The organism is Shewanella aestuarii (assembly GCF_014647215.1).
In the GTDB taxonomy this organism is placed as follows: Bacteria; Pseudomonadota; Gammaproteobacteria; order Enterobacterales; family Shewanellaceae; genus Shewanella; species Shewanella aestuarii.
The window spans coordinates 115,173-138,139 of the sequence record NZ_BMOT01000008.1; the positions used below are offsets into that span (position 1 = coordinate 115,173).

At 41.0% G+C, this 22,967-nt stretch carries 23 protein-coding genes; 15 read left to right on the forward strand and 8 right to left on the reverse strand.

The window, feature by feature from the left end; all coding sequences use genetic code 11:
* Positions 1–157: 157 nt before the first annotated feature.
* The 5 genes from trmH to gmk form a co-directional block, all read right to left on the reverse strand.
* The gene (gene trmH, locus IEY03_RS12750) at positions 158–859 is read right to left on the reverse strand and encodes a tRNA (guanosine(18)-2'-O)-methyltransferase TrmH (RefSeq protein WP_188842272.1); all 702 of its coding nucleotides are present in this window, start codon (positions 857–859) and stop codon (positions 158–160) included.
* An 81-nt stretch (positions 860–940) separates the two neighbouring features.
* The gene (gene ridA, locus IEY03_RS12755) at positions 941–1,324 is read right to left on the reverse strand and encodes a deaminase RidA (RefSeq protein ID WP_188842274.1); all 384 of its coding nucleotides are present in this window, start codon (positions 1,322–1,324) and stop codon (positions 941–943) included.
* Positions 1,325–1,361: 37 nt separating this feature from the next.
* On the reverse strand, positions 1,362–3,464 hold the full coding sequence (gene spoT, locus IEY03_RS12760) for a bifunctional GTP diphosphokinase/guanosine-3',5'-bis pyrophosphate 3'-pyrophosphohydrolase (RefSeq protein ID WP_188842276.1): 2,103 nt from the start codon (positions 3,462–3,464) through the stop codon (positions 1,362–1,364).
* 13 nt (positions 3,465–3,477) lie between these two features.
* Positions 3,478–3,756, reverse strand: a complete 279-nt coding sequence (gene rpoZ, locus IEY03_RS12765) for a DNA-directed RNA polymerase subunit omega (RefSeq protein WP_188735731.1) — start codon at positions 3,754–3,756, stop codon at positions 3,478–3,480.
* Positions 3,757–3,817: 61 nt separating this feature from the next.
* Positions 3,818–4,441, reverse strand: a complete 624-nt coding sequence (gmk, locus tag IEY03_RS12770) for a guanylate kinase (RefSeq protein WP_188842278.1) — start codon at positions 4,439–4,441, stop codon at positions 3,818–3,820.
* Positions 4,442–4,627: 186 nt separating this feature from the next.
* On the opposite strand from gmk, the gene IEY03_RS12775 reads away from it, so the two are divergent.
* The 3 genes from IEY03_RS12775 (at position 4,628) to yjjG (ending at position 7,736) form a co-directional block, all read left to right on the forward strand.
* The gene (locus IEY03_RS12775) at positions 4,628–5,863 is read left to right on the forward strand and encodes a hypothetical protein (RefSeq protein WP_188842280.1); all 1,236 of its coding nucleotides are present in this window, start codon (positions 4,628–4,630) and stop codon (positions 5,861–5,863) included.
* Positions 5,864–5,912: 49 nt separating this feature from the next.
* Positions 5,913–6,980, forward strand: a complete 1,068-nt coding sequence (locus IEY03_RS12780) for an aminoglycoside phosphotransferase family protein (RefSeq protein ID WP_188842282.1) — start codon at positions 5,913–5,915, stop codon at positions 6,978–6,980.
* Between the two features lie 72 nt (positions 6,981–7,052).
* Positions 7,053–7,736 (forward strand): pyrimidine 5'-nucleotidase, encoded by a 684-nt coding sequence (gene yjjG, locus IEY03_RS12785; protein ID WP_188842284.1) that lies wholly within the window; start codon positions 7,053–7,055, stop codon positions 7,734–7,736.
* A gap of 81 nt (positions 7,737–7,817) precedes the next feature.
* Here yjjG and IEY03_RS12790 read toward each other — a convergent pair whose 3' ends face one another.
* A complete protein-coding gene (locus IEY03_RS12790; RefSeq protein WP_188842286.1) occupies positions 7,818–10,373 on the reverse strand; it encodes a penicillin-binding protein 1A in 2,556 nt (851 codons plus the stop codon).
* Between the two features lie 184 nt (positions 10,374–10,557).
* On the opposite strand from IEY03_RS12790, the gene IEY03_RS12795 reads away from it, so the two are divergent.
* The 9 genes from IEY03_RS12795 to IEY03_RS12835 all read left to right on the forward strand — a co-directional run bounded on the left by IEY03_RS12795 (position 10,558) and on the right by IEY03_RS12835 (position 19,584).
* Complete coding sequence (locus IEY03_RS12795) at positions 10,558–11,637, forward strand: pilus assembly protein PilM (protein ID WP_188842288.1); 1,080 nt, start codon at positions 10,558–10,560, stop codon at positions 11,635–11,637.
* On the forward strand, positions 11,625–12,209 hold the full coding sequence (locus tag IEY03_RS12800) for a PilN domain-containing protein (RefSeq protein WP_188842290.1): 585 nt from the start codon (positions 11,625–11,627) through the stop codon (positions 12,207–12,209). The genes IEY03_RS12795 and IEY03_RS12800 overlap by 13 nt, the downstream gene beginning before the upstream one ends.
* Positions 12,206–12,823: a type IV pilus inner membrane component PilO gene (locus IEY03_RS12805; RefSeq protein WP_188842292.1), complete on the forward strand. Its 618-nt coding sequence runs from the start codon at positions 12,206–12,208 to the stop codon at positions 12,821–12,823. The genes IEY03_RS12800 and IEY03_RS12805 overlap by 4 nt, the downstream gene beginning before the upstream one ends.
* On the forward strand, positions 12,824–13,348 hold the full coding sequence (locus tag IEY03_RS12810) for a pilus assembly protein PilP (protein WP_188842294.1): 525 nt from the start codon (positions 12,824–12,826) through the stop codon (positions 13,346–13,348). It begins immediately after the preceding gene.
* Between the two features lie 22 nt (positions 13,349–13,370).
* Complete coding sequence (locus IEY03_RS12815; RefSeq protein ID WP_188842296.1) at positions 13,371–15,419, forward strand: type IV pilus secretin PilQ; 2,049 nt, start codon at positions 13,371–13,373, stop codon at positions 15,417–15,419.
* A 235-nt stretch (positions 15,420–15,654) separates the two neighbouring features.
* Positions 15,655–16,170, forward strand: coding sequence for a shikimate kinase AroK (aroK, locus tag IEY03_RS12820; protein WP_188842299.1), 516 nt, complete (start codon positions 15,655–15,657; stop codon positions 16,168–16,170).
* 8 nt (positions 16,171–16,178) lie between these two features.
* Positions 16,179–17,255, forward strand: coding sequence for a 3-dehydroquinate synthase (gene aroB, locus IEY03_RS12825; RefSeq protein WP_188842300.1), 1,077 nt, complete (start codon positions 16,179–16,181; stop codon positions 17,253–17,255).
* Between the two features lie 18 nt (positions 17,256–17,273).
* Positions 17,274–18,680: an AAA family ATPase gene (locus tag IEY03_RS12830; protein WP_188842302.1), complete on the forward strand. Its 1,407-nt coding sequence runs from the start codon at positions 17,274–17,276 to the stop codon at positions 18,678–18,680.
* 61 nt (positions 18,681–18,741) lie between these two features.
* Complete coding sequence (locus IEY03_RS12835; RefSeq protein WP_188842304.1) at positions 18,742–19,584, forward strand: Dam family site-specific DNA-(adenine-N6)-methyltransferase; 843 nt, start codon at positions 18,742–18,744, stop codon at positions 19,582–19,584.
* Between the two features lie 9 nt (positions 19,585–19,593).
* On the opposite strand, the gene IEY03_RS12840 is transcribed toward IEY03_RS12835, so the two are convergent.
* Positions 19,594–19,773 carry a DUF2970 domain-containing protein gene (locus tag IEY03_RS12840; RefSeq protein WP_188842306.1) on the reverse strand — a complete coding sequence of 60 codons (180 nt, stop codon included), beginning with the start codon at positions 19,771–19,773 and terminating at the stop codon, positions 19,594–19,596.
* Between the two features lie 2 nt (positions 19,774–19,775).
* Positions 19,776–20,234, reverse strand: a complete 459-nt coding sequence (locus tag IEY03_RS12845) for a hypothetical protein (protein ID WP_308424620.1) — start codon at positions 20,232–20,234, stop codon at positions 19,776–19,778.
* 211 nt (positions 20,235–20,445) lie between these two features.
* On the opposite strand from IEY03_RS12845, the gene rpe reads away from it, so the two are divergent.
* Genes rpe through trpS form a run of 3 tightly spaced genes read left to right on the forward strand, consistent with a single transcriptional unit; the run spans position 20,446 to position 22,870 of the window.
* A complete protein-coding gene (rpe, locus tag IEY03_RS12850) occupies positions 20,446–21,114 on the forward strand; it encodes a ribulose-phosphate 3-epimerase (RefSeq protein WP_188842431.1) in 669 nt (222 codons plus the stop codon).
* 43 nt (positions 21,115–21,157) lie between these two features.
* On the forward strand, positions 21,158–21,838 hold the full coding sequence (locus IEY03_RS12855) for a phosphoglycolate phosphatase (protein ID WP_188842308.1): 681 nt from the start codon (positions 21,158–21,160) through the stop codon (positions 21,836–21,838).
* 33 nt (positions 21,839–21,871) lie between these two features.
* Entirely contained in the window at positions 21,872–22,870 is a 999-nt protein-coding gene (gene trpS, locus IEY03_RS12860) for a tryptophan--tRNA ligase (RefSeq protein WP_188842310.1), read from the forward strand.
* The last annotated feature ends 97 nt before the right edge of the window (positions 22,871–22,967 follow it).

A 22,967-nucleotide genomic window follows, 5' to 3' on the forward strand; every position in this document is an offset into this window, starting at 1 on the left:
TGGAGGGTTGAATAAGTGGGTGAAGGCTGTTGAGGCTGTGTGTGGTAATTGTTGGAAGGGGTGGCGTTATTCTCTCGTGTCAGTGGCATGGCGCAGATTAGGCGTCAGCCACTTTGTTTGAGTTTAGGTAGTTAGCCTACAATAAGCTGATTTTCAGTTAAGCTTCTTCAGCATTTGGATCGGGTTCACGCATGCGTTGCCACCAAGTTGCATCGGCAGCTATTTGCCCTTGTTCATCAATGCTAGGGTATGGAATATTTTTACGTCGACAGGCTTTGGCATAAATAGGGTGACCTTGTTCAAATAACATTTTTTGGCAATAAGCTTCATCTAACTGACGCGAGCCATACATGCCGGCTTGCTCACGTTGACGTTGAGCTTCATACATAATCAATGCCGACGCCACGGATACATTTAACGATTGCACCATTCCGAGCATTGGAATAATGATATGTTGACTGGCAATGGCAAGGCCTGCATCACTGACACCATCGCGCTCGTTACCCATGATAACTACCGTGGGCTTGGTGTAATCAATGTCTCTAAAGTCGATAGCTTTAGCGGAAAAATTGGTAGCCAGTACTTGCATACCTTGAGAATTAAACGCTTTAGCCGCTTCGCTCATGCAGTTGTATTGAATGGTTTTGACCCACTGTTGACTTCCTGATGCCGTATTACCTGAAACACGCATGTCGGCATCGGGCCAAACCGCATGAATTTGATGGATACCAACAGCATCAGCGGTACGAATTACAGCGGCAATATTTTGGGTTTTATGCACAGTATCTAAGCAGAGGGTTAGATCCGTTTGGCGGTTATCTAGCATTTGATTAATGCGGGCGTAGCGTTCTGGACTCATAATAAATGTTCATGTTGAGAAAACAAAAAGGGCGCTTAAGCGCCCTCTATTTTGGGATATGGACTCGCTTGAGTATCAAGCTTATAGTTCCATTATTCCATCCATTTCAACCAACGACCCCTTTGGCAGTTCTTTTACGCCAATGGCCGCACGTGCTGGATAAGGTTGTTGGAAGTAACGGCTCATAATGTCGTTCACTGTAGCAAAATGCGATAAGTCGGTTAAGAAGATATTTAACTTAACTATGTCACTCATGTTGCCGCCAGCCGCTGCACAAACGGCAGTTAAATTTTCAAACACCTGCACAACTTGAGCAGAAAACTCATCGCTTACCATTGTCATTGTAACTGGATCTAATGGGATTTGACCTGAAAGATAAACGGTACTGCCGACCTTAACGGCCTGTGAATATGTGCCAATCGCCTGTGGCGCTTTATCGGTCGCGATGATGATTTTTTCTGCCATGATAATGTCTCTTGTTGATTATTATGATTGTAAAAGGTTATCGGTTACGCGATGTGCGTAGAACTTCAGGAAGCACACGAATACGACGCATCACATTGGCTAAATGTACCCTGTCTTTTACCGATATACGTAAATTAATCTGGTAGACGCGGCCATCACGCTCTTCGGTGCTTAAATTATGAATATTTGAACCCGCAGAGGCAATAATTGAGGTGATTTTGGCTAATGCACCTTGATGGTTAACAATTTCAACCCGCAGGTTTGCATGGTACTCAACCCCTTCAGCATTATCCCAATGCACAGGAATATACTTGTCAGGCTCACCCTGATAACCACGAATATTGGCGCAGCTTTCCATGTGAACCACTAAGCCTTTTCCTGGGCTGACATGGGCTACTACTGCGTCTCCAGGGATAGGTCGGCAACAATTAGCATAGGTTACTAGCATGCCCTCAGCGCCACGAATTGGCATGGCGTTGCCATCTTTGGATGCAGATTCTAATTTTTGCCCCATCAAACGCTGCGCAATGACAATACTCATGGCATTACCCAAACCAATATCTGCCAATAATGAATCTAAATTTTTATGTTTAGTTTCTTTAATGACTTTATCGATCAGATCAACAGGGATCTGTTCAATTTTAGTTTCACCCAACGCATGGTTAAGTAAGCGGCGACCTAACGCAATGGCGTTATCGCCTTTTAAGCTTTTCAGTACCTGTCTAATTTTGCCGCGCGCTTTACCTGTTACCACAAAGTTGAGCCAAGCAGCATTGGGTCGAGCGCCTTTGGCGGTAATAATCTCGACCGTTTGACCAGAAATTAATGGCTGACTTAACGGATAAGCTTGGCGATTAACGCGAGCGCCAACACAGGTATTGCCTACATCTGTGTGTACTTCATAAGCGAAATCAACAGCGGTGGCATTGACGGGTAATTCTAAAATACGCCCTTCAGGGGTAAAGACATAAATCTCGTCAGGGAAAAGTTCTGTTTTGACGTTTTCGACGAATTCAAATGAGCTTGACGCACTTTGCTGTAGTTCCAGCAAACTTTGCATCCATTTTCGAGCTCTGACTTGAGTGGTACTCTGCTGTGAGGCATCGGTGTTGTTTTTATACATCCAATGTGCAGCAACCCCTTTGTCAGCCATTTGGTCCATTTCTTCAGTGCGAATTTGCACTTCAACAGGCACAGCGTGAGGGCCAAATAGTGATGTGTGTAATGATTGATAACCATTAGCTTTAGGAATTGCAATATAATCTTTAAAACGACCCGGATGAGGCTTATATAATCCGTGCATCCCCCCTAAAACGCGGTAACAGGTGTCGATCGTATCAACAATGACCCTAAAAGCGTATATATCCATTACTTCTTCAAATTGCAGCTCTTTGTTGTGCATTTTGCGGTAAATGGAGTAGAGGTTTTTTTCTCGACCTTTTACTTTTGCTGGAATACCAGCATCTTCTAGGCGAGTTTCAATAGCAGCTTCGATGCTATTGATTAATTCTTTGCGATTGCCACGAGCGGATTTTACCACTTCTTTAATCACCCGATATCGCATCGGGTAATAAGCTTGAAAGCCCAAATCTTCCAATTCAATTTTGATATTGTGAATACCAAGTCGATTGGCGATTGGTGCGTAGATTTCCAGCGTTTCGCGGGCAATACGGCGACGCTTGTCAGGGCGGAGTGCCCCCAAGGTGCGCATGTTGTGGGTACGGTCAGCCAGTTTGATAAGAATAACGCGGATATCTTGCGTCATTGCCATCATCATTTTGCGAAAGTTTTCAGCTTGTGCTTCTTTCTTATCACGAAATTTGATTTTATCTAGCTTAGAAACACCCTCGACTAATTCTGCCACATCAGCGCCAAACAACTCTGCGAGTTCTTCTTTTGTGACCGGAGTATCTTCGATGGTGTCATGAAGTAAAGCAGCCATTAACGTCTCATAATCAAGACGCATGTCTGCAAGGATGCGAGCAACCGCAACCGGATGGGTGATGTAAGGCTCGCCACTTGTGCGCATTTGCCCTTCATGGGCATCTCGCGCAACCAAATAGGCCTGCTTGAGTAATTCTACTTGCTCCGCCTCTAAATAAGCGGAAGCCGACTCCTTGAGACCTTCAAACAGATACAAGTGGCGCTACTCCTTAAATTACACGACCTTCTGCAATGGCAGCTACAGCAGCTATTTCAGCAGCTTCGCGCTCACGGACAGTTTGACGCTCATCAGCGTCTAAAGTATTAGAGGTGACTAAACCTAATTCGATTTCGCGTAAAGCGATAACCGTTGGTTTATCATTCATCTCTTCAACCATAGGGTCTTTACCCTGCACGGCGATTTGGCGTGCACGACGCGCCGCAACCAAAATCATATCAAAACGGTTGCCGATTTTATTTACAGCGTCTTCTACAGTTACGCGAGCCATGTGTTGAAACTCCAGTGTTATCTATGGGGAAAAAATGACGCAAAATTGTACACTAAGACAATTAGTTTGCCAATAGATCGACAAGCATACCATTGTGTGTATAGCTCTGACTAGCACAGGTTAATCGTTGGCTACGAATGATCGCTTGTAAATCAACTAATGCAGTATCGAAATCGTCATTCACAATGACAAAATCGTATTGGGTGTAATGAGACATTTCTGAGACCGCTTGGGCCATACGGCTATCAATGACTTCTTGACTATCTTGTCCGCGGCCAGTTAAACGGCGCGCTAATTCTGATTTTGATGGTGGTAAAATAAATATCCCAACGGCTTCAGGCATCAGTTTTTTAACTTGCTCTCCACCTTGCCAATCTATATCTAAAAAAACATCTATGCCTTTGGCTAAGGTTTGTTCGATAACAGTACGTGATGTGCCGTAATAATTACCAAATACTTCAGCCCATTCAAAAAAAGCATTAGCGGCAATTAATGCTTTGAACTCTTCAACGCTGACAAAATGATAATGTTGACCGTTAACTTCACCCGGGCGCGGTTGACGTGTGGTATGAGAGACAGAAACTTGCATATCACAGGGTTTATCTTTTAACAGTGCTGATATCAAAGAAGACTTTCCTGCGCCACTGGGGGCTGACACGATAAAAAGATTGCCACGAATACTCATAGTGCTGCTGTGCTCATAATAGGGTTAACAAAGCTTAACATTATAACTCAACAGAAACGGGCAACATAGCCATAAAATGCCCACGAACAGAGATTGTAATCAGCACTCTCTTTTTTGAGTGATTCATATTAAAATGCGTGCAGTGGCTCAAAAGAGTCGCCTGGCTCACGATTCAAGGATTTTTTAATGCAGTTAAACACGCTTTGGTGCTATCAGGGTCGCGACAATGCTTTCCGTTTTATGGCAATTACATTAGCAAGTTTTGGCATTTTGCCATTAGTCAGTCTGATTTTTCCGCAAAGTGTGCTGATTCTATTTGTCACATTGCTAAGCTGTGTTGTGATGGGGTTGTCGACGGCTCGACGTTTAATTGATGCGGCTAAACCATTGTACTGGGTTTTAGTGCCACTATTGCCTCATTTACTGTTTGGACTGAGCTGCTATTGGTTTTGGCCATTGGGCGTGATCAGTGGCATCGGTTTGCTCGGTTTGGCTTGCAGCGTATTTATTAGTTTTTTTCCTGCCAAAGATCCACAGGCTAAGTATGTTGAAGGGTATTTTGGCGTAAAATCTCAGCCACAGGCGATATTAGGCCGTGCAAGAAAACGTTATGAACCACAAGTGTTCGGCCAATCGGTACATGATAGTGCTAGATCAGCAAGTGATGCGCCTAAAAGTAGCCTTGAAAATGTACGTTCCGAGATAAAGATGCCTGTGTTTGGTGGAGCAGATGAAAATGAGCCGAATGTAAGTCGTGATCCTTTGCTGACCGACCCTAATAACACAGCTGCACCAAGGTTTGGCAAGTCGTGGCAAGCATCGCATCGTTTTGATGTCGACCATGATGCGCTAGATACAGGTTCAGTAACCGAACTGCTTAAGTCTTGGCTTAATCGAGCCAAAGAACATCATGTGCCACTACTTTGGGCGGCAAAGATTACTGCTGTGCTATTGATATCTGGGCTTATTGTTTGGGGTTTGGTAAGCCTAACCAGTGGTGGCAGTGATACCCATGATGATGTTGCAATCTCTGAGTCGCCAAAAGAGCTTCATGTTGATCGTGTCTCAGCAAAATTGCCTGATGGTTTTTGGATTGTGATGCAAAATGACATTTTTATTCTTCGCTGGTTGGGTGATACAGGCTCGGCGCAAAATATATGGCGACTTGATACCGCTAAGGGGGATAAAGCTTGTAGTGAATTAATCTTTAACGATGGCAGCCAATATCGCCCTATTACTGTAGATTTATTGAGCGATGACGCCACTGAAGCGCGTTTTTCACCTTTAGATAACAAATCTATTATTAATCACATTGCAATGCGTGGTAGTTTTAAACTTTGCGGCTATGACTTCAGCCTAAAAGGCAGTCAAGCGACCTTGATGCAGCATCAAGTATTTGCAGATTATTTACCGACTAATTAAAGCAACATCGTTAAAAAGATTTAGCGACAATATGAAATGGAGTGTGTGAGTGAGTGATTTTATTAGGCAGCAAGTGTTGCCTCATTATGGTATTGGTTTAGATAAAGTCACTATCTCAGCGCTTGGAAATGGACATATCAATCAAACATATTTAGTGCGTTGGCCTGCCGGTGAATTTGTATTGCAAAAAATCAATACAGAAGTATTTACCCAGCCTCAAGAGTTGATTCAAAATGCCCTTTATATTAGTGAGCACCTTCAGCAACAGCAAGATGCACACCGTTATACATTGCAGGTTGTTAAACCGGTAAATACTCAAGACAATCGTTACGGGGTAGATTTGAAGTCGCTTGGTTTTTGGCGAGCTATTACCTATTTACCTAATAGTCATACCATAGAGGTGGTCAATAATACTGAGCAAGCAAAAATGGCAGCGGGCGCTTTTGGGCATTTTGCCGCAGCATTGAGCTCACTCAGCCCAAATTGTATTAAAGATGTGATCAGTGACTTTTTAAATTTGCCCTTTAGGTTAAGTCAATTAAAACAAGCTGTGGCCGATGATAAATGTCAGCGAGTTGCAGGATGCCAACAATGGGTTGATTTAGTTTTTAGCCAAACCAGCTTGTTTGAAGAGCTAAAACGTATTGAGTCATTATTGCCACTTAGGGTTTGTCATAACGATACCAAAATAAACAATATGCTGTTTGATAAGCGCGACATGTCTAGTATGGCTATCATTGATTTGGATACCTGTATGAAAGGTTATTTAATGTATGATTTTGGCGATATGGTGCGCGCTTTTTGTTCTCCTGAAGAAGAAGACTCCACAGCTTTAGAGAAAGTCATTGCTAGACCGGAAATTATTGCCGCGGCCAGTGAAAGCTATATTCATGCCCTTGAAGGTATTATCACCCCAATAGAAAAACGCAGTTTATGGTTAGGCATTAAAGTGATGGCATTAATGTTGGGGAGCCGTTTTTTAGCTGATCATATCAATGGCGATGTGTATTTTACTATTCATAAACCACATCATAATCTTGATAGAGCTGCCAACCAACTGACGATTTTTAAAAGCTTGTTAGCGCAAGAATCACAATTAAAGCCACTGTTTGAATAGTGCGAGTTAAAAATCAAAATCACCTATTCTGAGTCGATAAATTAATCGACTCAACCAGCTTGAGAACAAATAATGCATATTTCCAAATACCAGTGGATTTTATTCGATGCTGATGAAACCTTGTTTCATTTTGATGCATTTGCTGGACTCAAGTTATTATTTTCAAAATATAACATTGCATTCAACCAGTCTGATTTTGACCATTATCAAAAAGTGAATAAACCTCTTTGGGTTGAGTACCAAAATGGAACGATTAATGCGCACACATTACAAACTCAAAGGTTTGTAGAGTGGGGAGGCAAGTTAGCGGTAAAGCCAGAACAACTTAACCATGATTTTTTAATGGCAATGGCGGATATTTGTGAGCCATTACCTGGGGCGAAAGTGTTAATTGACGCCTTAGTGGGGAAAGTTAATCTGGGTATTATTACCAATGGTTTTACGCAATTGCAGCAGGCTCGCTTACAAAAAACGGGTATGGATAGTGCTTTTTCTCAGGTCATTATTTCTGAGCAAGTAGGTAAAGCCAAACCTGATAAAGCCATATTTGAGCATGCATTTGAAAGAATGGGGCAGCCGAAAAAAAACCAAGTATTAATGGTAGGTGATACTCTGCAATCGGATATTTTAGGTGGTATCAATGCTGGAGTTGATACCTGCTGGTTAAATGCAAATGGCCTAGAAAATGATGGGGATATTCAACCTCATTACCAAGTGTCTTCGCTAACTGAATTACATCAGCGCTTATTTTTATAGGTTTAGCTAACATAAAAAGGCCGCCTTACGTTTTCAGTTAAGGCGGCCTTTTTAGTCAATTGACACTATATTTTATCGACATTATTGGAACAGATCTTCCGCAACATTATCAATAAATATCTCACCGGATTCCTGTGCTTCGGCGGCATATTCTTTAGGTTCAGTTCCCTCAACGAAATACTCGAAAGCAGTAGTATGGTCGGTTTTACGGGTGAGCTTACCGGTTTCGAGATCAATACGAACAGACACAATGCCCTTTGGTGGCTCAGCAGAGAGTTCCGGTGTGCCTTTTAACGCTTTATTCATAAAGTCATTCCACCCAGGCCCGGCGGTTTTCGCACCCGCCTCAGCACCTGAAATTTGATCCGGAGCACCGTTTGCCATCCAGCTCGCACGGCCAAGTTGACGACCGTGATCATCAAAACCAACCCAGAAAGTGGCAGTTAATGTTGGGTTGAAGCCACTAAACCAAGTATCGCGAGATTCGTTAGTTGTCCCCGTTTTACCAGCTATATCGTGGCGTTTTATCAATTTTGATGCGCGCCAAGCCGTACCATTCCAGCCCGTTCCTTTGCTCCAATCCCCACCACCCCAAATAACACTTTTTAGTGACTCAGTGATTAAAAATGCGGTTTGCTCGGATATGATTTGATTAGCATAACGACCATTTTCACGCTGACACACTAACTCATTATCGCTATTTTCAGCGATTAATTCATTGTTCATCGCCGCAAATGGATCGTTTTCAGCCTCATCAACGGGTTGTAGATTCAATGAGTTGACAGTGGCGCTAGGCGGTGGTGAACAGGCTAAGGTTGGTGAAGCTTGCTCAATGATATTGTCATAAGCATCCGTTACGTGATCAACGAAATAAGGCTCGACTAAATAACCACCATTGGCAAAAACGTTAAACGCAGTGGCGACTTGTAAGGGTGTCACGGAAGGTGAGCCGAGTGCTAATGATTCGTTGCGTGGTAAGTCTTTGGCATCAAAACCAAATTTTACTAACTCATCGATAGTATTTTGCAGCCCAGCATGACGCATTGCCCTTACAGACATGACGTTAATTGATTGCGCTAAACCGACACGTAAACGAGTTGGACCGCCATAAATATCAGGTGAGTTTTTTGGGCGCCAAGCCGTTCCTTGACGAGTATCCGGTTTATTAATCGGCGCATTGTTGATCAAGGTGGCCAGTGTCCAATCTTGTTCTAATGTCGTAGCGTATATAAACGGTTTGATATTTGAACCCAATTGACGTTTAGCTTGAGTCACTCGGTTAAATTGGCTTTGGCTAAAACTAAATCCACCGACGAGAGTGCGAATCGCGCCATCGAATGGGTCAAGACTAACGGTGGCACTGGATACTTCAGGTATTTGCGATAATTGCCAGAACTCACCATTATTGCGCACGTAGACTTGTTGGCCCACTTGCAAAATATCGCTAGCGTTTTTTGGTGGAACGCTTTGGCGTTTATCACTGATAAACTTACGCGCCCATTTCAGCCCTGCCCAATCGATAGCTATTTCTTGGCCATTGGCAAGTAGAACAGTTGCTTGTTTTTCTGTGATATTCATTACTGCTGCAGGCACAATACCTTGCATAGGTTCAGTTTTTTTCAGTAACTCAATAATTGTTTCATGGGCTAAAGGCGTTTCTGTCCACAACTGAGAAATCGGACCGCGATAACCATGGCGTTGATCATAAGCAAATACGTTATCACGCAAAGCGTCTTGTGCCATTAATTGCAATTCAGACGAAATGGTCGTGTATACGTTATATCCATTAGTATAAGCCGCTTCTTCTCCATACTTCTGGATCATATAGTCGCGCGCCATTTCAGAAATATACGGCGCATATAAATCAATTTCCGCACCGTGGTATTTTGCTGAAACAGGAGTATCAATCGCTTCTTGGTACTGGGCTTGGGTAATGTTATTTTTTTCCAGCATACGACTTAACACCCAATTGCGACGTGCCATTGCTCTTGCTGGATTACGAATTGGGTTGGCCGCAGAAGGTGCTTGCGGTAAGCCTGCAATCATTGCCATTTCAGGCAATGTCAGCTCGTTTAAGTTTTTACCATAGTAAACTTGTGCCGCAGCGCCAACCCCATAAGCACGGTTCCCTAAAAATGATCGGTTTAAATAAAGAGTGAGAATCTCTTGTTTGTTTAGCGCCTTTTCAATTTTTAATGCCAAAAATATTTCTTTAATTTTCCGAATATAAGTTTTTTCATTTGATAAAAAGAATCCTCGGGCAACCTGCTGGGTAATGGTACTCGCACCTTGGCTTTTTTTACCTGTTGTAATTAAAATTGTTGCGGCACGTATAATACCAATCGGATCGATACCTTTATGCTCAAAAAAACGCGCATCTTCAGTATCAAGTACAGCATTAATTAATTGTTGAGGCACATCATGATATTCAACAGGGATACGGCGTTTCTCGCCAAATTGCGAAATTAGTTTGCCATCACTACTGTATATTCGTAGTGGGGTTTGTAATTGGACAGTTTTAAGTGAGTTAACATCGGGTAAGTCGGGTAATACATAAAAATAAGCCGCAGCAATGGCACCCACACCGAGTAAAGCTAAACTAAAGAAGGCAATTAGTAATCTTTTAAACCACTTCACACATGTATTCCAAAATCTTAAATTAGGGCCAATAGTATATAAGCCACAAGCATTTTGGTGAAGTAAAAACGTGTAAACTGAAAATAGTATTTGTAAAATTTAGAAACATTTTATACAAATAAGTGTAACGAGATGATTTTGTGCTACTATCTTTTTAAAACAATAATAGAATTGATGACGGAATATGCTTTCTAAATTATGGAAGCGTCAAGCTCCGCAAATGGTGGGTGTCGATATTGGTTCCCATGAAGTCAAAGCCATATTGCTCAGTAAGACTGCTGATGGATATAAAATTCAAAATTACGCGACAGTGCCTATTAAGAAGGGCGCTGTTACTGATCATGATATTCGAGATTCTGAAGCCGTATTAGAATCCTTGAAACAACTTAAGCGTTCTTTGCCCAAAGGGGTGAAGTTTGCGGCTGTTGCTGTTTCTGGTTCCGCGGTGATGACGAAAGTCATTTACATGGACGCTTCATTAAATGAAGAAGAAATGGAAGCTCAAATCGAAATCGAAGCCGACAACCTTATTCCTTATTCCCTTGATGAAGTGAGTATTGACTTTGAGACGTTAAGTCCCAATGTGACTGACCCTTCAAAAGTGGATGTATTGTTAAGTGCCTGCCGTACTGAGAATATTGACGCCCGAGTTGATGCACTAGATGCTGTAGAGCTTGATGTTAAAGTGGTTGATGTTGAAGGCTATGCACTTGGGCGATCTGCAGATCTAATTTATGGCCAATTACCCGATGGTGCCAAAGATAAAATTATTGCCATGGTAGACATTGGTGCCAATATCACCACGTTTGCTGTTGTTGAAAAAGGTGAAACTACCTTTATTCGAGAGCAGGCATTCGGTGGTGAGTTATTTACCCAATCTATACTGTCTTTTTATGGCATGCCATACGCAGAAGCAGAATTAGCCAAGGTGACAAATAATTTACCCAGAAATTATATGTTTGAAGTCTTGTCACCATTCCAAACCCAATTGTTGCAGCAAATTAAACGAACTTTACAAATTTATTGTACCGCCAGTGGTCGTGAAAAAGTCGATTACGTTGTGCTATGTGGTGGTACGGGTAAGTTAGAAGGCATGACCAAAGTATTAACCAATGAGCTTGGTGTACATGCAATCGTTGCCGACCCGTTTCAAGGTTGTTTGCATGCAGATGAAGCAATTAAATCCCAACTACAACCGTCAATTAACAAGTTCATGGTAGCAAGTGGCTTGGCGCTGAGGAGTTACGCTCAATGGCGAACATAAACTTACTTCCGTGGCGTGAAGAGGCACGGGAAAAACAAAAGCGTGATTTTATAGGTATTCTTGCCTTAGTATTTTTGGTGACGTCACTATTGGTATACCTGTTTATCAGTTATCTTGAACTAGTGACCGATGATCAACGTCAACGTAATCGTTATTTGCAATCTGAAATCAGTCTATTAGATGCGCAAATTGCCGAAATCAAAAAAATAACTGAGCGTAAAAAAGATATTGAACGTCGTACTGAAATTATTTTAGGACTTCAGCAATCAAGGAACTTGCCGACACATGTTTTAGACGAGTTGGTAAGAATTGTTCCTCCAGGGATTTATTTATCTAATATTGAGAAAAAAGGCAGTATTCTTTGGATTGAGGGGCGCAGCGAATCAAACAATAACGTTGCCAATATGATGAGGAAAGTTAAAACTTCAATGTATTTAACAGATCCAAGTATGCAATCAATCATTTCTCAAAATGAAGATTTACGTCAGCTACAACGCTTTAAATTAAGAGTATCAATTACTGATGAATTTGGTAATACAGCCCTTGATATGCAGCAAGGAGCGAAAAAATGAATCTTGATTTAGACCAATTTAATGATATTGATTTTGAGAACATTGGCGGCTGGCCTAAATTAGTCAAGCTAGTGTTTGCTGGATTCTTATCTTTATGTGTTATCGGTGCCAGTTATTATTTATTTATTGCCGATACTATAGTTGTAATGGAATCTGAACAGAAAAAAGAAATCGAATTAAAAGCGGATTTTGAAACTAAATATCAATTAGCTGCTAATCTAAAGTTATACCGTGAACAATTAGTTATCATGGAAGCACAATTTGCAGAGTTGCTTAAAATGCTTCCCTCAGAAAATGAGATGCCTGGTTTATTAGATGATATTACCTTTGTTGCCACGGATTCAGGTTTAAGAATAAATAGCTTAGATTGGGAAGATGAAATTGAGCGCGACTTTTATATTGAATTTCCAATTCGATTAAATGTTGAAGGTGATTATCATCAAATAGGTAATATGGTCAGTGGCGTTGCAAAACTCCCACGTATTGTGAGTTTGCATGATTTTACTATCACCCACAAAGAAGGCGGTGGTTTGTCGATGGCGATATTAGCCAAGACTTATCGCTTTAAAGAAGGTGCTGAGTTACCAAAAGATATTGCTAAGGGGAAGAAATAAATGAAATTCTTACCCGCATTGATTGGTGTTAGTGTTAGTTTGATATTAACAGGCTGTATCGGCGACCATAGTGATTTAGAGCTGTTTGTTACAACAACTAAAGCACAGCATGTTGCCCGCATACCGCCGCTAAAAGAAACACCAAAATTTGAGCACTTTATTTACCAAGCTGAGTTGATGCGCAGCCCATTTATTCCGCCATCAAGAGAGTTAACTGAAGAAGTAATCGATACGTCAAAAGACTGTTTACAGCCTGATTTAAAAAGACGTAAAGGGCGCTTAGAGACTTATGCGTTAGATAATCTAAGGATGCGTGGGACATTAAGTGAAGACGATGAAATTTGGGCATTAATCGAATCAGCAGATACTAATGTTTATCGTATGGGTGTAGGTGAGTATTTAGGGCTTTATCATGGTCGCATTTCAAATGTAACGCCCCAATACATCGAAATTATAGAATTAATTCCTGACGGTTCAGGTTGTTGGGCAGAACGCCCTAGCAACTTAGAATTATCAGGCAAGTAACCATGCGAAGGATGAGGGAATAATGAAATCTTCTGCCGCGATGAGAAAATCAATGACGAATACATCAACAATTAAAACCCTTTTAGGGGTTGTATTAATAATGTGCGCGATTCCAAGCGCAGTTGCTGCCAATCGTCTATTAGATGTGAAATATCATTCTGTTGTCGATCATCAATTAGAATTAGAACTCGTGTTTGAATCTGCTGTCATGTCTCCAACTGTAGACTTATCGGCTGATCCTGCTGAAATTATTTTAAATTTTGATGAAGCAACATCTAACCTGCCGAAGGATAACGTGCCAATTGATAGTGTTGGTGTAAAATCTCTTTCAGCTCAACAACAAGATAATAATTTATCAATCGTCGTGGCCTTGAACGATGTAAAGCCTTACCAAGGCAAAATTGAAGGCAACACCTATCGTTTAACTATTAATGATGCAATATCGAGTCCTTCAAGTGCGGATAATCCATTTGTTAATGCGGTTAATAGTATCGACTTTCGTCGCAATGCTAAAGGTGGTGGTGAGTTATTATTTAATTTAAATAATCGTTCAGTAGCTGCGAATGTGGAACAGGTTGGTGCAAAATTAGAAATCAAACTTTACAACACTAATATAGGTTCTGATTTACTGTATGTTATGGATGTACAGGATTTTGCTACGCCAGTAAGTAGTTTTGAAACATTCAAAGAAGATTTAACCTCAAGAATCCTAGTGGACGTAAATGGCAATTATGAATACAACTATCAACAAGATGGTAATGTATTTAAAGTAAATATTGATAAAATTGAACGCGTGTCAGTTGCCAAAGAAGATAAAAAGTACAACGGCCGTTCTTTATCGTTAAACTTTCAAAAAATTTCAGTTCGAACCGTATTACAGATTATTGCAGATTATAATAATTTTAATTTAGTCACTAGTGACACGGTTGAAGGCGATATTACGCTACGTTTAGATGACGTGCCTTGGGACCAAGCTTTAGATTTAATTCTACAAACCAAAGGTCTTGATAAGCGTATTGAAGGTAATATTTTAATGGTTGCCCCTAGTGAAGAATTGGCAATCCGTGAAAGTAATGATCTGAAAAATAAACAAGAAGTAAAAGAGTTGGCGCCTTTATATTCTGAGTTCTTGCAAATTAATTATGCTAAGGCATTAGACATAGCAGAATTATTAAAAGGAACAGATTCAAGTTTGCTATCAAGTCGCGGTACTGTTGCTGTTGATGAGCGTACTAATACTTTATTGGTTAAAGACACGGCTGAGATATTAGAAAGCATTCATCGACTCATCGAAGTGTTAGATATTCCAATCAAGCAGGTACTGATCGAATCACGTATGGTAACAGTGAAAGACGATGTATCTGAGGATCTAGGTATCCGTTGGGGTATTACCGATCAACAGGGCACTAAAGGAACTTCAGGCTCGCTTGAAGGCGCAGGAAGTATTGCCGGCGGTATTATTCCAGGCTTAGATGACCGTTTAAATGTAAATTTACCCGCAGCGGTTTCTAATCCAACCAGCATTGCTTTTCATGTTGCAAAATTAGCTGATGGTACAGTGTTAGATCTTGAATTAAGTGCGCTTGAGCAAGAGAATAAAGGCGAAATCATCGCGAGCCCACGCATCACTACGTCAAACCAAAAAGCAGCTTATATTGAGCAGGGTGTTGAAATTCCTTATGTGGAATCGGCATCAAGCGGAGCAACTTCAGTGAGCTTTAAAAAAGCAGTCTTATCACTTCGTGTGACACCGCAAATTACGCCTGACAATCGCGTGATACTCGACCTCGAAATCACCCAAGATTCTCAAGGTAAAACGGTGCAAACACCAACTGGTGAAGCGGTATCCATTGATACTCAGCGTATAGGCACTCAAGTGTTGGTTGATAATGGTGAAACCATAGTATTGGGTGGTATCTATCAGCAAAACTTAATAAGTCGAGTCAGTAAAGTGCCAGTTTTGGGTGATATTCCTCTGGTTGGTTTCTTATTTAGAAACACGACAGACAGAAATGAGCGTCAAGAGTTACTGATTTTCGTGACACCGAAGATTATTTCTGAAAAGTTATAATCAATAATAAATTAATAAAGGCCAGCTAAATCAAGCTGGCCTTTGTTTTTGGCCTTATTTATAACACTTTTATTTAATAAAATTGTTATAAATTGCCTGCATCACTTGCCAGCAATGGCCCTAAACTGAGATAATCCTCCGTCAAGTCTCAATAGAGCAAGGTAATATTTTAAGCGGTCGGCTGTCTCTTTAGTCGATCAGGCATTCTTTTATATAAGATTCAGACGTATACGAAATGGCTGAAAAACGTAATATTTTTCTAGTAGGCCCTATGGGCGCAGGTAAAAGCACAATTGGCCGTCATTTGGCTCAAATGCTGCATTTAGAATTCCACGATTCTGATCATGAGATCGAACAAAGAACAGGCGCTGATATCGCTTGGGTGTTTGATGTTGAAGGTGAAGAAGGTTTCCGTCGTCGTGAAGCACAGGTTATTGCCGATCTTTCAGAAAGGCAGGGCATTGTACTAGCAACAGGCGGCGGTTCAGTTCAGAGCAAAGATATTCGCAACTATCTTTCTGCTCGCGGCATCGTGGTGTATTTAGAGACGACTATCGACAAGCAAGTTGCCCGTACGCAACGTGATAAACGTCGTCCATTACTGCAAGTTGATGACCCACGCGAAGTTCTTGAGAACTTAGCAGAATCGCGTAATCCTTTGTACGAAGAGATTGCCGATGTCATCGTTAAAACAGACGAACAAAGTGCGAAAATTGTCGCAAATCAAATAATTGAGCAACTCGGTTTTTAGGTAAAACAATGCAACAAATTCAGGTTGATTTAGGTGATAGAAGTTACCCCATTTATATAGGCCAGAATTTGATGCATGAAAGCGAGATATTTAATCGCTACCTTGCAAACAAGAATGTACTCATCGTTAGCAATGACACTATTGCCCCTTTGTACTTAGCGACATTGGAAAAGGCAATGGTGTCTTGTGCGTCAATTAAAAAAGTAATTCTTCCAGATGGTGAAAAATATAAAACTCTTGAATATTTAGATGTTATTTTTTCAGCGTTATTGGAACACAATTTCGCCCGAGACTCAGTGTTAGTCGCGCTGGGTGGTGGTGTTATCGGTGATATGACCGGTTTTGCTGCTGCATGTTATCAGCGTGGTGTGGATTTTGTGCAGGTTCCAACCACTTTACTCTCTCAAGTAGATTCATCTGTAGGTGGCAAAACTGCTGTAAATCACCCATTGGGTAAAAACATGATTGGGGCATTTTATCAGCCTCAAAGTGTGATTATTGATACTGAATGCCTAAAGACATTACCTGCAAATGAATTTGCAGCAGGCATGGCGGAAGTTATCAAGTACGGTATTATTTGGGATAGCGATTTTTTTGTTTGGTTAGAGCAAAATGTTGAGTCGTTAAAAGCGCTCGATACGCAAGCTTTAGCTTATACAATTGCTAAATGTTGCCAGATTAAAGCTGATGTCGTTAATCAGGATGAAACAGAGCGCGGAGTGCGTGCGTTACTCAATCTAGGTCATACATTTGGCCATGCAATTGAAGCTGAAATGGGCTATGGTACATGGCTACATGGCGATGCCGTTGCAGCAGGCACAATTCTTGCTGCACAAACAGCACATAAATTAAATTTGATCGATGAGTCAATTGTTTGTCGAATTAGAGACTTGTTTTTAGCTTTTGATTTACCTATTGAAGCACCTAGCTCAATGGATTTTGATAGTTTTATTAAGCATATGCGGCGCGACAAGAAAGTATTGGCGGGTAAGATTAGATTGATTTTACCTACCGCTTTAGGTCAGGCAGACGTGTTCAGTGATGTTAGTGAAGATTTACTTGAACAGGTGATCAGCCGCGCATAAAGGACGTGTGGTGGATCTTTGACTTCAGCATTATTACTACTTCCAACTCAAGAAGAACTTGTACAGCGTTTACAGCACACTGCCAGTTACAGTGGTCAGCTGTTGTTGTTATGTGGCAGAAAGGGGTCTGGTAAATCCACTCTAAGTTTGGCTCTTGCGAGCGAGTTAGATGACCACAACTCTGCTTTAGTTTTGTGCCCTTTACACGCAGACTCTGCCGAAATACGCCGAAAAATTTTGGTTCAATTAATTTCATCGCCAATATTTGATGATGAAATGCCGCTTATGGATACCGTTATGCGTATCCAAACCACCCTTACTAAGCCGCTACATATTATTATTGATGATGCGCATCTATTGCCGAAATCTTTATGGGCTGAATGTATCCTGTTATCTCAAATGCGCTGTGCAGGTGCCAATATTGCCGTGACTATGGCGATCGATTCAGAATACTTAACTAAAGTCATGGCTGAATTATCTCAAGATATGCAGCAAATTCTATTACCCATCACCATTGACCCTTTACCTACAGCAGAAAGAGATGGTTTATATCAAAGCTTGTTATTAAGAAGTGGTGCTACTCCTTATATCGCTCGTAATATTATCCATCAGCAACTTGAAAAACAATCTGGTACGCCCGAAGAGGTTGTTGAGCTGTTGAATCTTGCGATTACAGAACCTGAAAAGGTGGTAAGGATCAGCTCTGGGACAATCAAAGCCAGTATTGCCACACTAATCTTGTTTTTACTTGGTATTACAGTCTATGCCGTTCTCAACAGTCCTTTATTTAAAGCCAATAATGATTTGCTACTTAATCAGCAACTCACGGCAACACAACAACTACAAAGAAACCAAGCTAATGGATTCTTGATTCATTACGCTAAATTGTTAATTGAGCCTTTGCCAATAAAGCAAAAGAGTTTCTTACTGGTCGAAGAGGTTGCAGACTCGGGTGCAATAACGGATCTCGAACCACAATCACAGTTTTTACTAGACAAAACTGATGATCAAGCGCAGCAAAACCCCAAAAAAACAGCTGTTTCTATCGAGGTTAAACCGCATACTAAGACCGCATTAGCATCAAAATCAGCGACCATAATCAATAACCCTGAACCCACTGATGTCACCGGTGATGTTGTGTCAAAAGCGGCGGAGGTCATCAGGCCCCAAGGTTATACTTTACAACTGGCGAGCGTGCTCGATAAGCAATCATTAGGTTCAATTTCCGTTAAATTGGTTAATGAAAAAGATGTCTTTCTTGCCAGTCACAAAAGTCGCTACGTTATTTTATTCGGCCAGTTTGCCTCAATAGCGGAAGCTCAAGAACAAGCAAATAGACTGCAAGCTGAATTTGGTTTAAGGGAGCCTTGGCTTAGAAATTGGAATGATCTGCGTGAATACAGGATTGAGCAGGAAAATCGATGATAAACATCTGTAAACAGAGTACAATCATCAGCTTTAATTTTGATAGCAAGCAGCTCACTTTATGACAAAAAAACATAGAGCCTTTCTAAAATGGGCGGGTGGTAAATTCAAACTCGTCGAAGAATTATCTAAACATTTACCTAAAGGGCAACGACTCGTTGAACCTTTTGTAGGTGCTGGCTCAGTTTTTTTAAATACAGATTATGACGAATATTTGTTGTGCGATATTAATCAGGATTTAATCAATCTCTATCAAATAGTTCAGCAGCGACCTGATGACTATATTAAAGCTGCGAAAGCCTTGTTTGTCGGTGAAATGAATAATAAAGAAGCTTATTATCGAATAAGAGAGGATTTTAATCTAAGTCGCGATCCGTTTACACGCTCGGTGTATTTTTTATATTTAAATCGGTTTGGTTTTAATGGCTTATGCCGTTACAACCGTAAAGGGGGATTTAATGTTCCTTTTGGCTCATACAAGAAACCTTATTTTCCAGAAGCTGAAATTCGTTATTTCTCAGCAAAAGCCCAAAAAGCAATTTTTAAGTGCTTAGGGTATGAGGGAGCATTTGGTTTGGCCAAAGATGGTGATGTGATTTATTGTGACCCACCATATGCGCCATTATCGACTACCGCAAGTTTTACTACGTATGCTGGCCCTGGTTTTAGCCTAGATGACCAAGCATTATTAGCGCGGCATTCACGACATACAGCCCATAAGCGCAATATCCCTGTGCTGATCAGCAATCATGATATTCCATTGACTCGAGAATTATATCGAGGGGCGAAACTAGCTACGATAGCGGTTCAGCGAAATATCAGTCAAAAAGGTTCATCGCGAAATAAAGTCGATGAAATAATGGCATTGTACGATCACCATTATTTTGATGATGAGGTTTATTAGCGCAAGGGGCTAACTCAAAACTTGATTAACGATGGCCACAAGTGTCAGTACCATAACAATTGTTAGCAATATTCCCATTAGGATGAAAGGAACTGGCGAGGTGGTTTTAAAATCACGTTGGCGATTTTTATCTGTTTGCACTCCGAAAAATGCCGCTACTGTACTGCTAAATATTCGCCAGATAGACAAGCTTAAATTTGCTCAGGATTTTTTGAGGTCGGCATATCTGTAATAGGCTTATCTTTGTGACCATATATTAGCTCGATTAAATCGATAAAGTGAAATTGACTTGAGCGACTGTTACCTGTAATCCAATTTTTCCAACTGACATCATTTTCTTGAATGGCACAGCGGTTATTCGGGTGACTGCTAGGTAAGCTGCTATTGTAGTTGACATTTGCGTCGCAGGCACAGGCTTGAGTTGATGAGGTGTCGCCAGCCGTTGAAAACGAAAAGCTGGTTAACATAAGCAAAGATGATGTTGTCAATGTTGCCACAATCGCTTGCAATGGCTTAGTGTTAAAGTATGACAATAAACGATTTGGACGCAGTTCCATATTGGGGATCCTTTCCAGTAATAACGTCAGTAATTGAGTGAATACTTTTCGTTTTATCTTCATCAACATTTGATATACCAATATGTTAGCCATAAATACTCAGAGTAAATGTACTGATTTGACTATACACGGCGTAAAACATTTCCGATTATATCAAAATAGTATAGTTTATGAACACCCATAGCTCATTTATTTTCAAAATCAAACTTCAGCCATACCCTTGGGCATTTTTTTATTGTTTGACTAGAGCCAAGCTGTTCCACAAGGTAAACTACCGCCACACTCTTTTTGCTGCGAGACTATGATGCAACCCTATTTAATTGCTCCATCAATCTTATCTGCTGATTTTGCCCGTTTAGGTGACGATGTTAAAGCTGTACTCGATGCCGGTGCTGATGTTGTGCATTTTGACGTAATGGACAATCATTACGTGCCTAACCTGACTATTGGTCCAATGGTTTGTACGGCGCTGCGTAATTATGGGATCACTGCAGATATCGATGTGCATTTAATGGTAAAACCAGTAGATAGAATTATTCCCGATTTCGCTAAAGCTGGCGCATCGATTATCACCTTCCACCCTGAAGCTTCTGAGCATGTTGATCGTACATTACAGTTAATTAAAGAGTCTGGTTGTAAAGCTGGCTTGGTCTTTAATCCTGCTACTTCACTGCATTATTTAGATCATGTCATGGATAAATTAGATGTCATTTTATTGATGTCAGTTAACCCTGGGTTTGGTGGCCAGTCATTTATTGCTTCAACTTTGGATAAATTACGTCAGGTGCGTGAGCGCATTGATGCCAGTGGCTATGATATTCGTCTCGAAGTCGATGGTGGTGTAAAGGTTGATAATATTGCTGAAATCGCCGCAGCAGGTGCCGACATGTTTGTTGCTGGTTCAGCTATTTTTAGCCAACCTGATTATAAAACTGTGATCGACGAGATGCGCAGCGAGTTAGCAAAAGTATAACCTATAACGTCAACCTCATTAGCAGTAGATAGTGGCCAAACCCATGACAAATTTTGATCAAATACGTGCCATAGCCTTTGACTTAGATGGCACCTTAGTTGACAGTGTGCCGGATTTGGCTGCCGCGACCAATGCAACATTACTTGAGTTGGAATTGCCACAAGCAAGTGAAGAACAGGTAAGAGGCTGGGTAGGTAATGGCGCTAAGATGCTTATGCGCCGAGCACTCAGCTTTGCACTGGGAAATGAGGTTGATGAAACGCGATTAACAGAGACTATGCCTAAGTTTATGCATCACTATGGCTTGTTTCTGGAAAAACATAGCTGCTTATATCCTAATGTTTTATCGACATTAACAGCCTTAAAACAGGCTGGTTATCGTTTGGCGGTTGTCACTAATAAGCCTTATCGCTTTACCGTTCCGCTTTTAGAAGCCTTTGGTTTAACAGATTTATTTGACCATGTCCTGGGCGGTGATTCATTAGCCCAAATGAAGCCAGATCCTTTGCCGTTAAATCATCTGCTACAGCAATGGCAAATTAAACCGCAACAGTTATTGATGATAGGTGACTCTAAGAATGATATCTTAGCGGCTCAATCTGCCAATGTTGCCGTTATCGGCTTAACCTATGGTTATAACTACGGTGAGCATATTAGTTTAAGTGAACCGAATGAAGTGTGTGATGACTTTGGCCAAATAGGTCAGTTATTACTTTCTAAATAATTTTAAAATACAGTAATTGGAGCAACAAAACCCATGACTAAACCCATTGTTTTCAGCGGAGCACAGCCATCAGGCGAATTAACCATAGGTAATTATATGGGCGCGCTACGCCAGTGGGTGGCAATGCAAGACACACATGATTGTATTTACTGCGTGGTTGATTTGCATGCAATTACTGTTCGCCAAGACCCAGCAAAACTACGTGAAGCCTGTCTTGATACTTTAGCGCTGTATTTAGCCTGTGGTGTTGATCCAGATAAAAGCACGGTGTTTGTGCAATCACATGTACCGCAACATACTCAATTAAGCTGGGCGTTAAACTGTTACACCCAAATGGGTGAACTGAATCGTATGACTCAGTTTAAAGATAAATCACAAAAGCACGCGAATAATATTAACGTGGGATTATTTGGTTATCCGGTCTTAATGGCAGCTGATATTTTGTTATATCAAGCGCAATCTGTGCCAGTAGGACAAGATCAAATGCAGCACCTTGAGCTGACACGTGATATAGCAACACGTTTTAATAATGCCTACGGTGACACATTTACTGTGCCTCAAGCGTTTATCCCTGAACATGGCGCTAAAGTCATGTCGTTGCAAGACCCTTTGAAAAAGATGTCAAAGTCAGACGATAACCGTAATAACGTTATTGGTTTGCTTGAAGAGCCTAAAGCTATTCTTAAGAAAGTGAAAAAAGCCATGACCGACAGCGATGAGCCGCCAGTAGTGCGTTTTGACTTTGATAACAAGCCTGGTGTGTCTAATTTATTAAGCTTAATGTCAGGTGCGACAGGTAAATCTATAGCAAGTTTAGAGGCTGAGTTTGAAGGCAAAATGTATGGCCATTTGAAAGTTGCTACCGGCGAAGCGGTTGTGGCTATGCTTGAGCCGTTGCAGGAGCGTTTTAAGCAGTATCGTGCTGATGAGGCTTATCTTGAAAAAGTGATGAAGCAAGGGGCTGATAAAGCTAAAGCACGTGCGCAAGAAACCATTGATTTAGTCTATAAAAAGATTGGTATGATCGTTTAGCATTAAAGTGTTTTGAGCTTAAAAACCAGTATCAGCAGATACTGGTTTTTTTAATCATTTTGGTTACTCCAGTCACCCAATAAATGTGGCAATACTG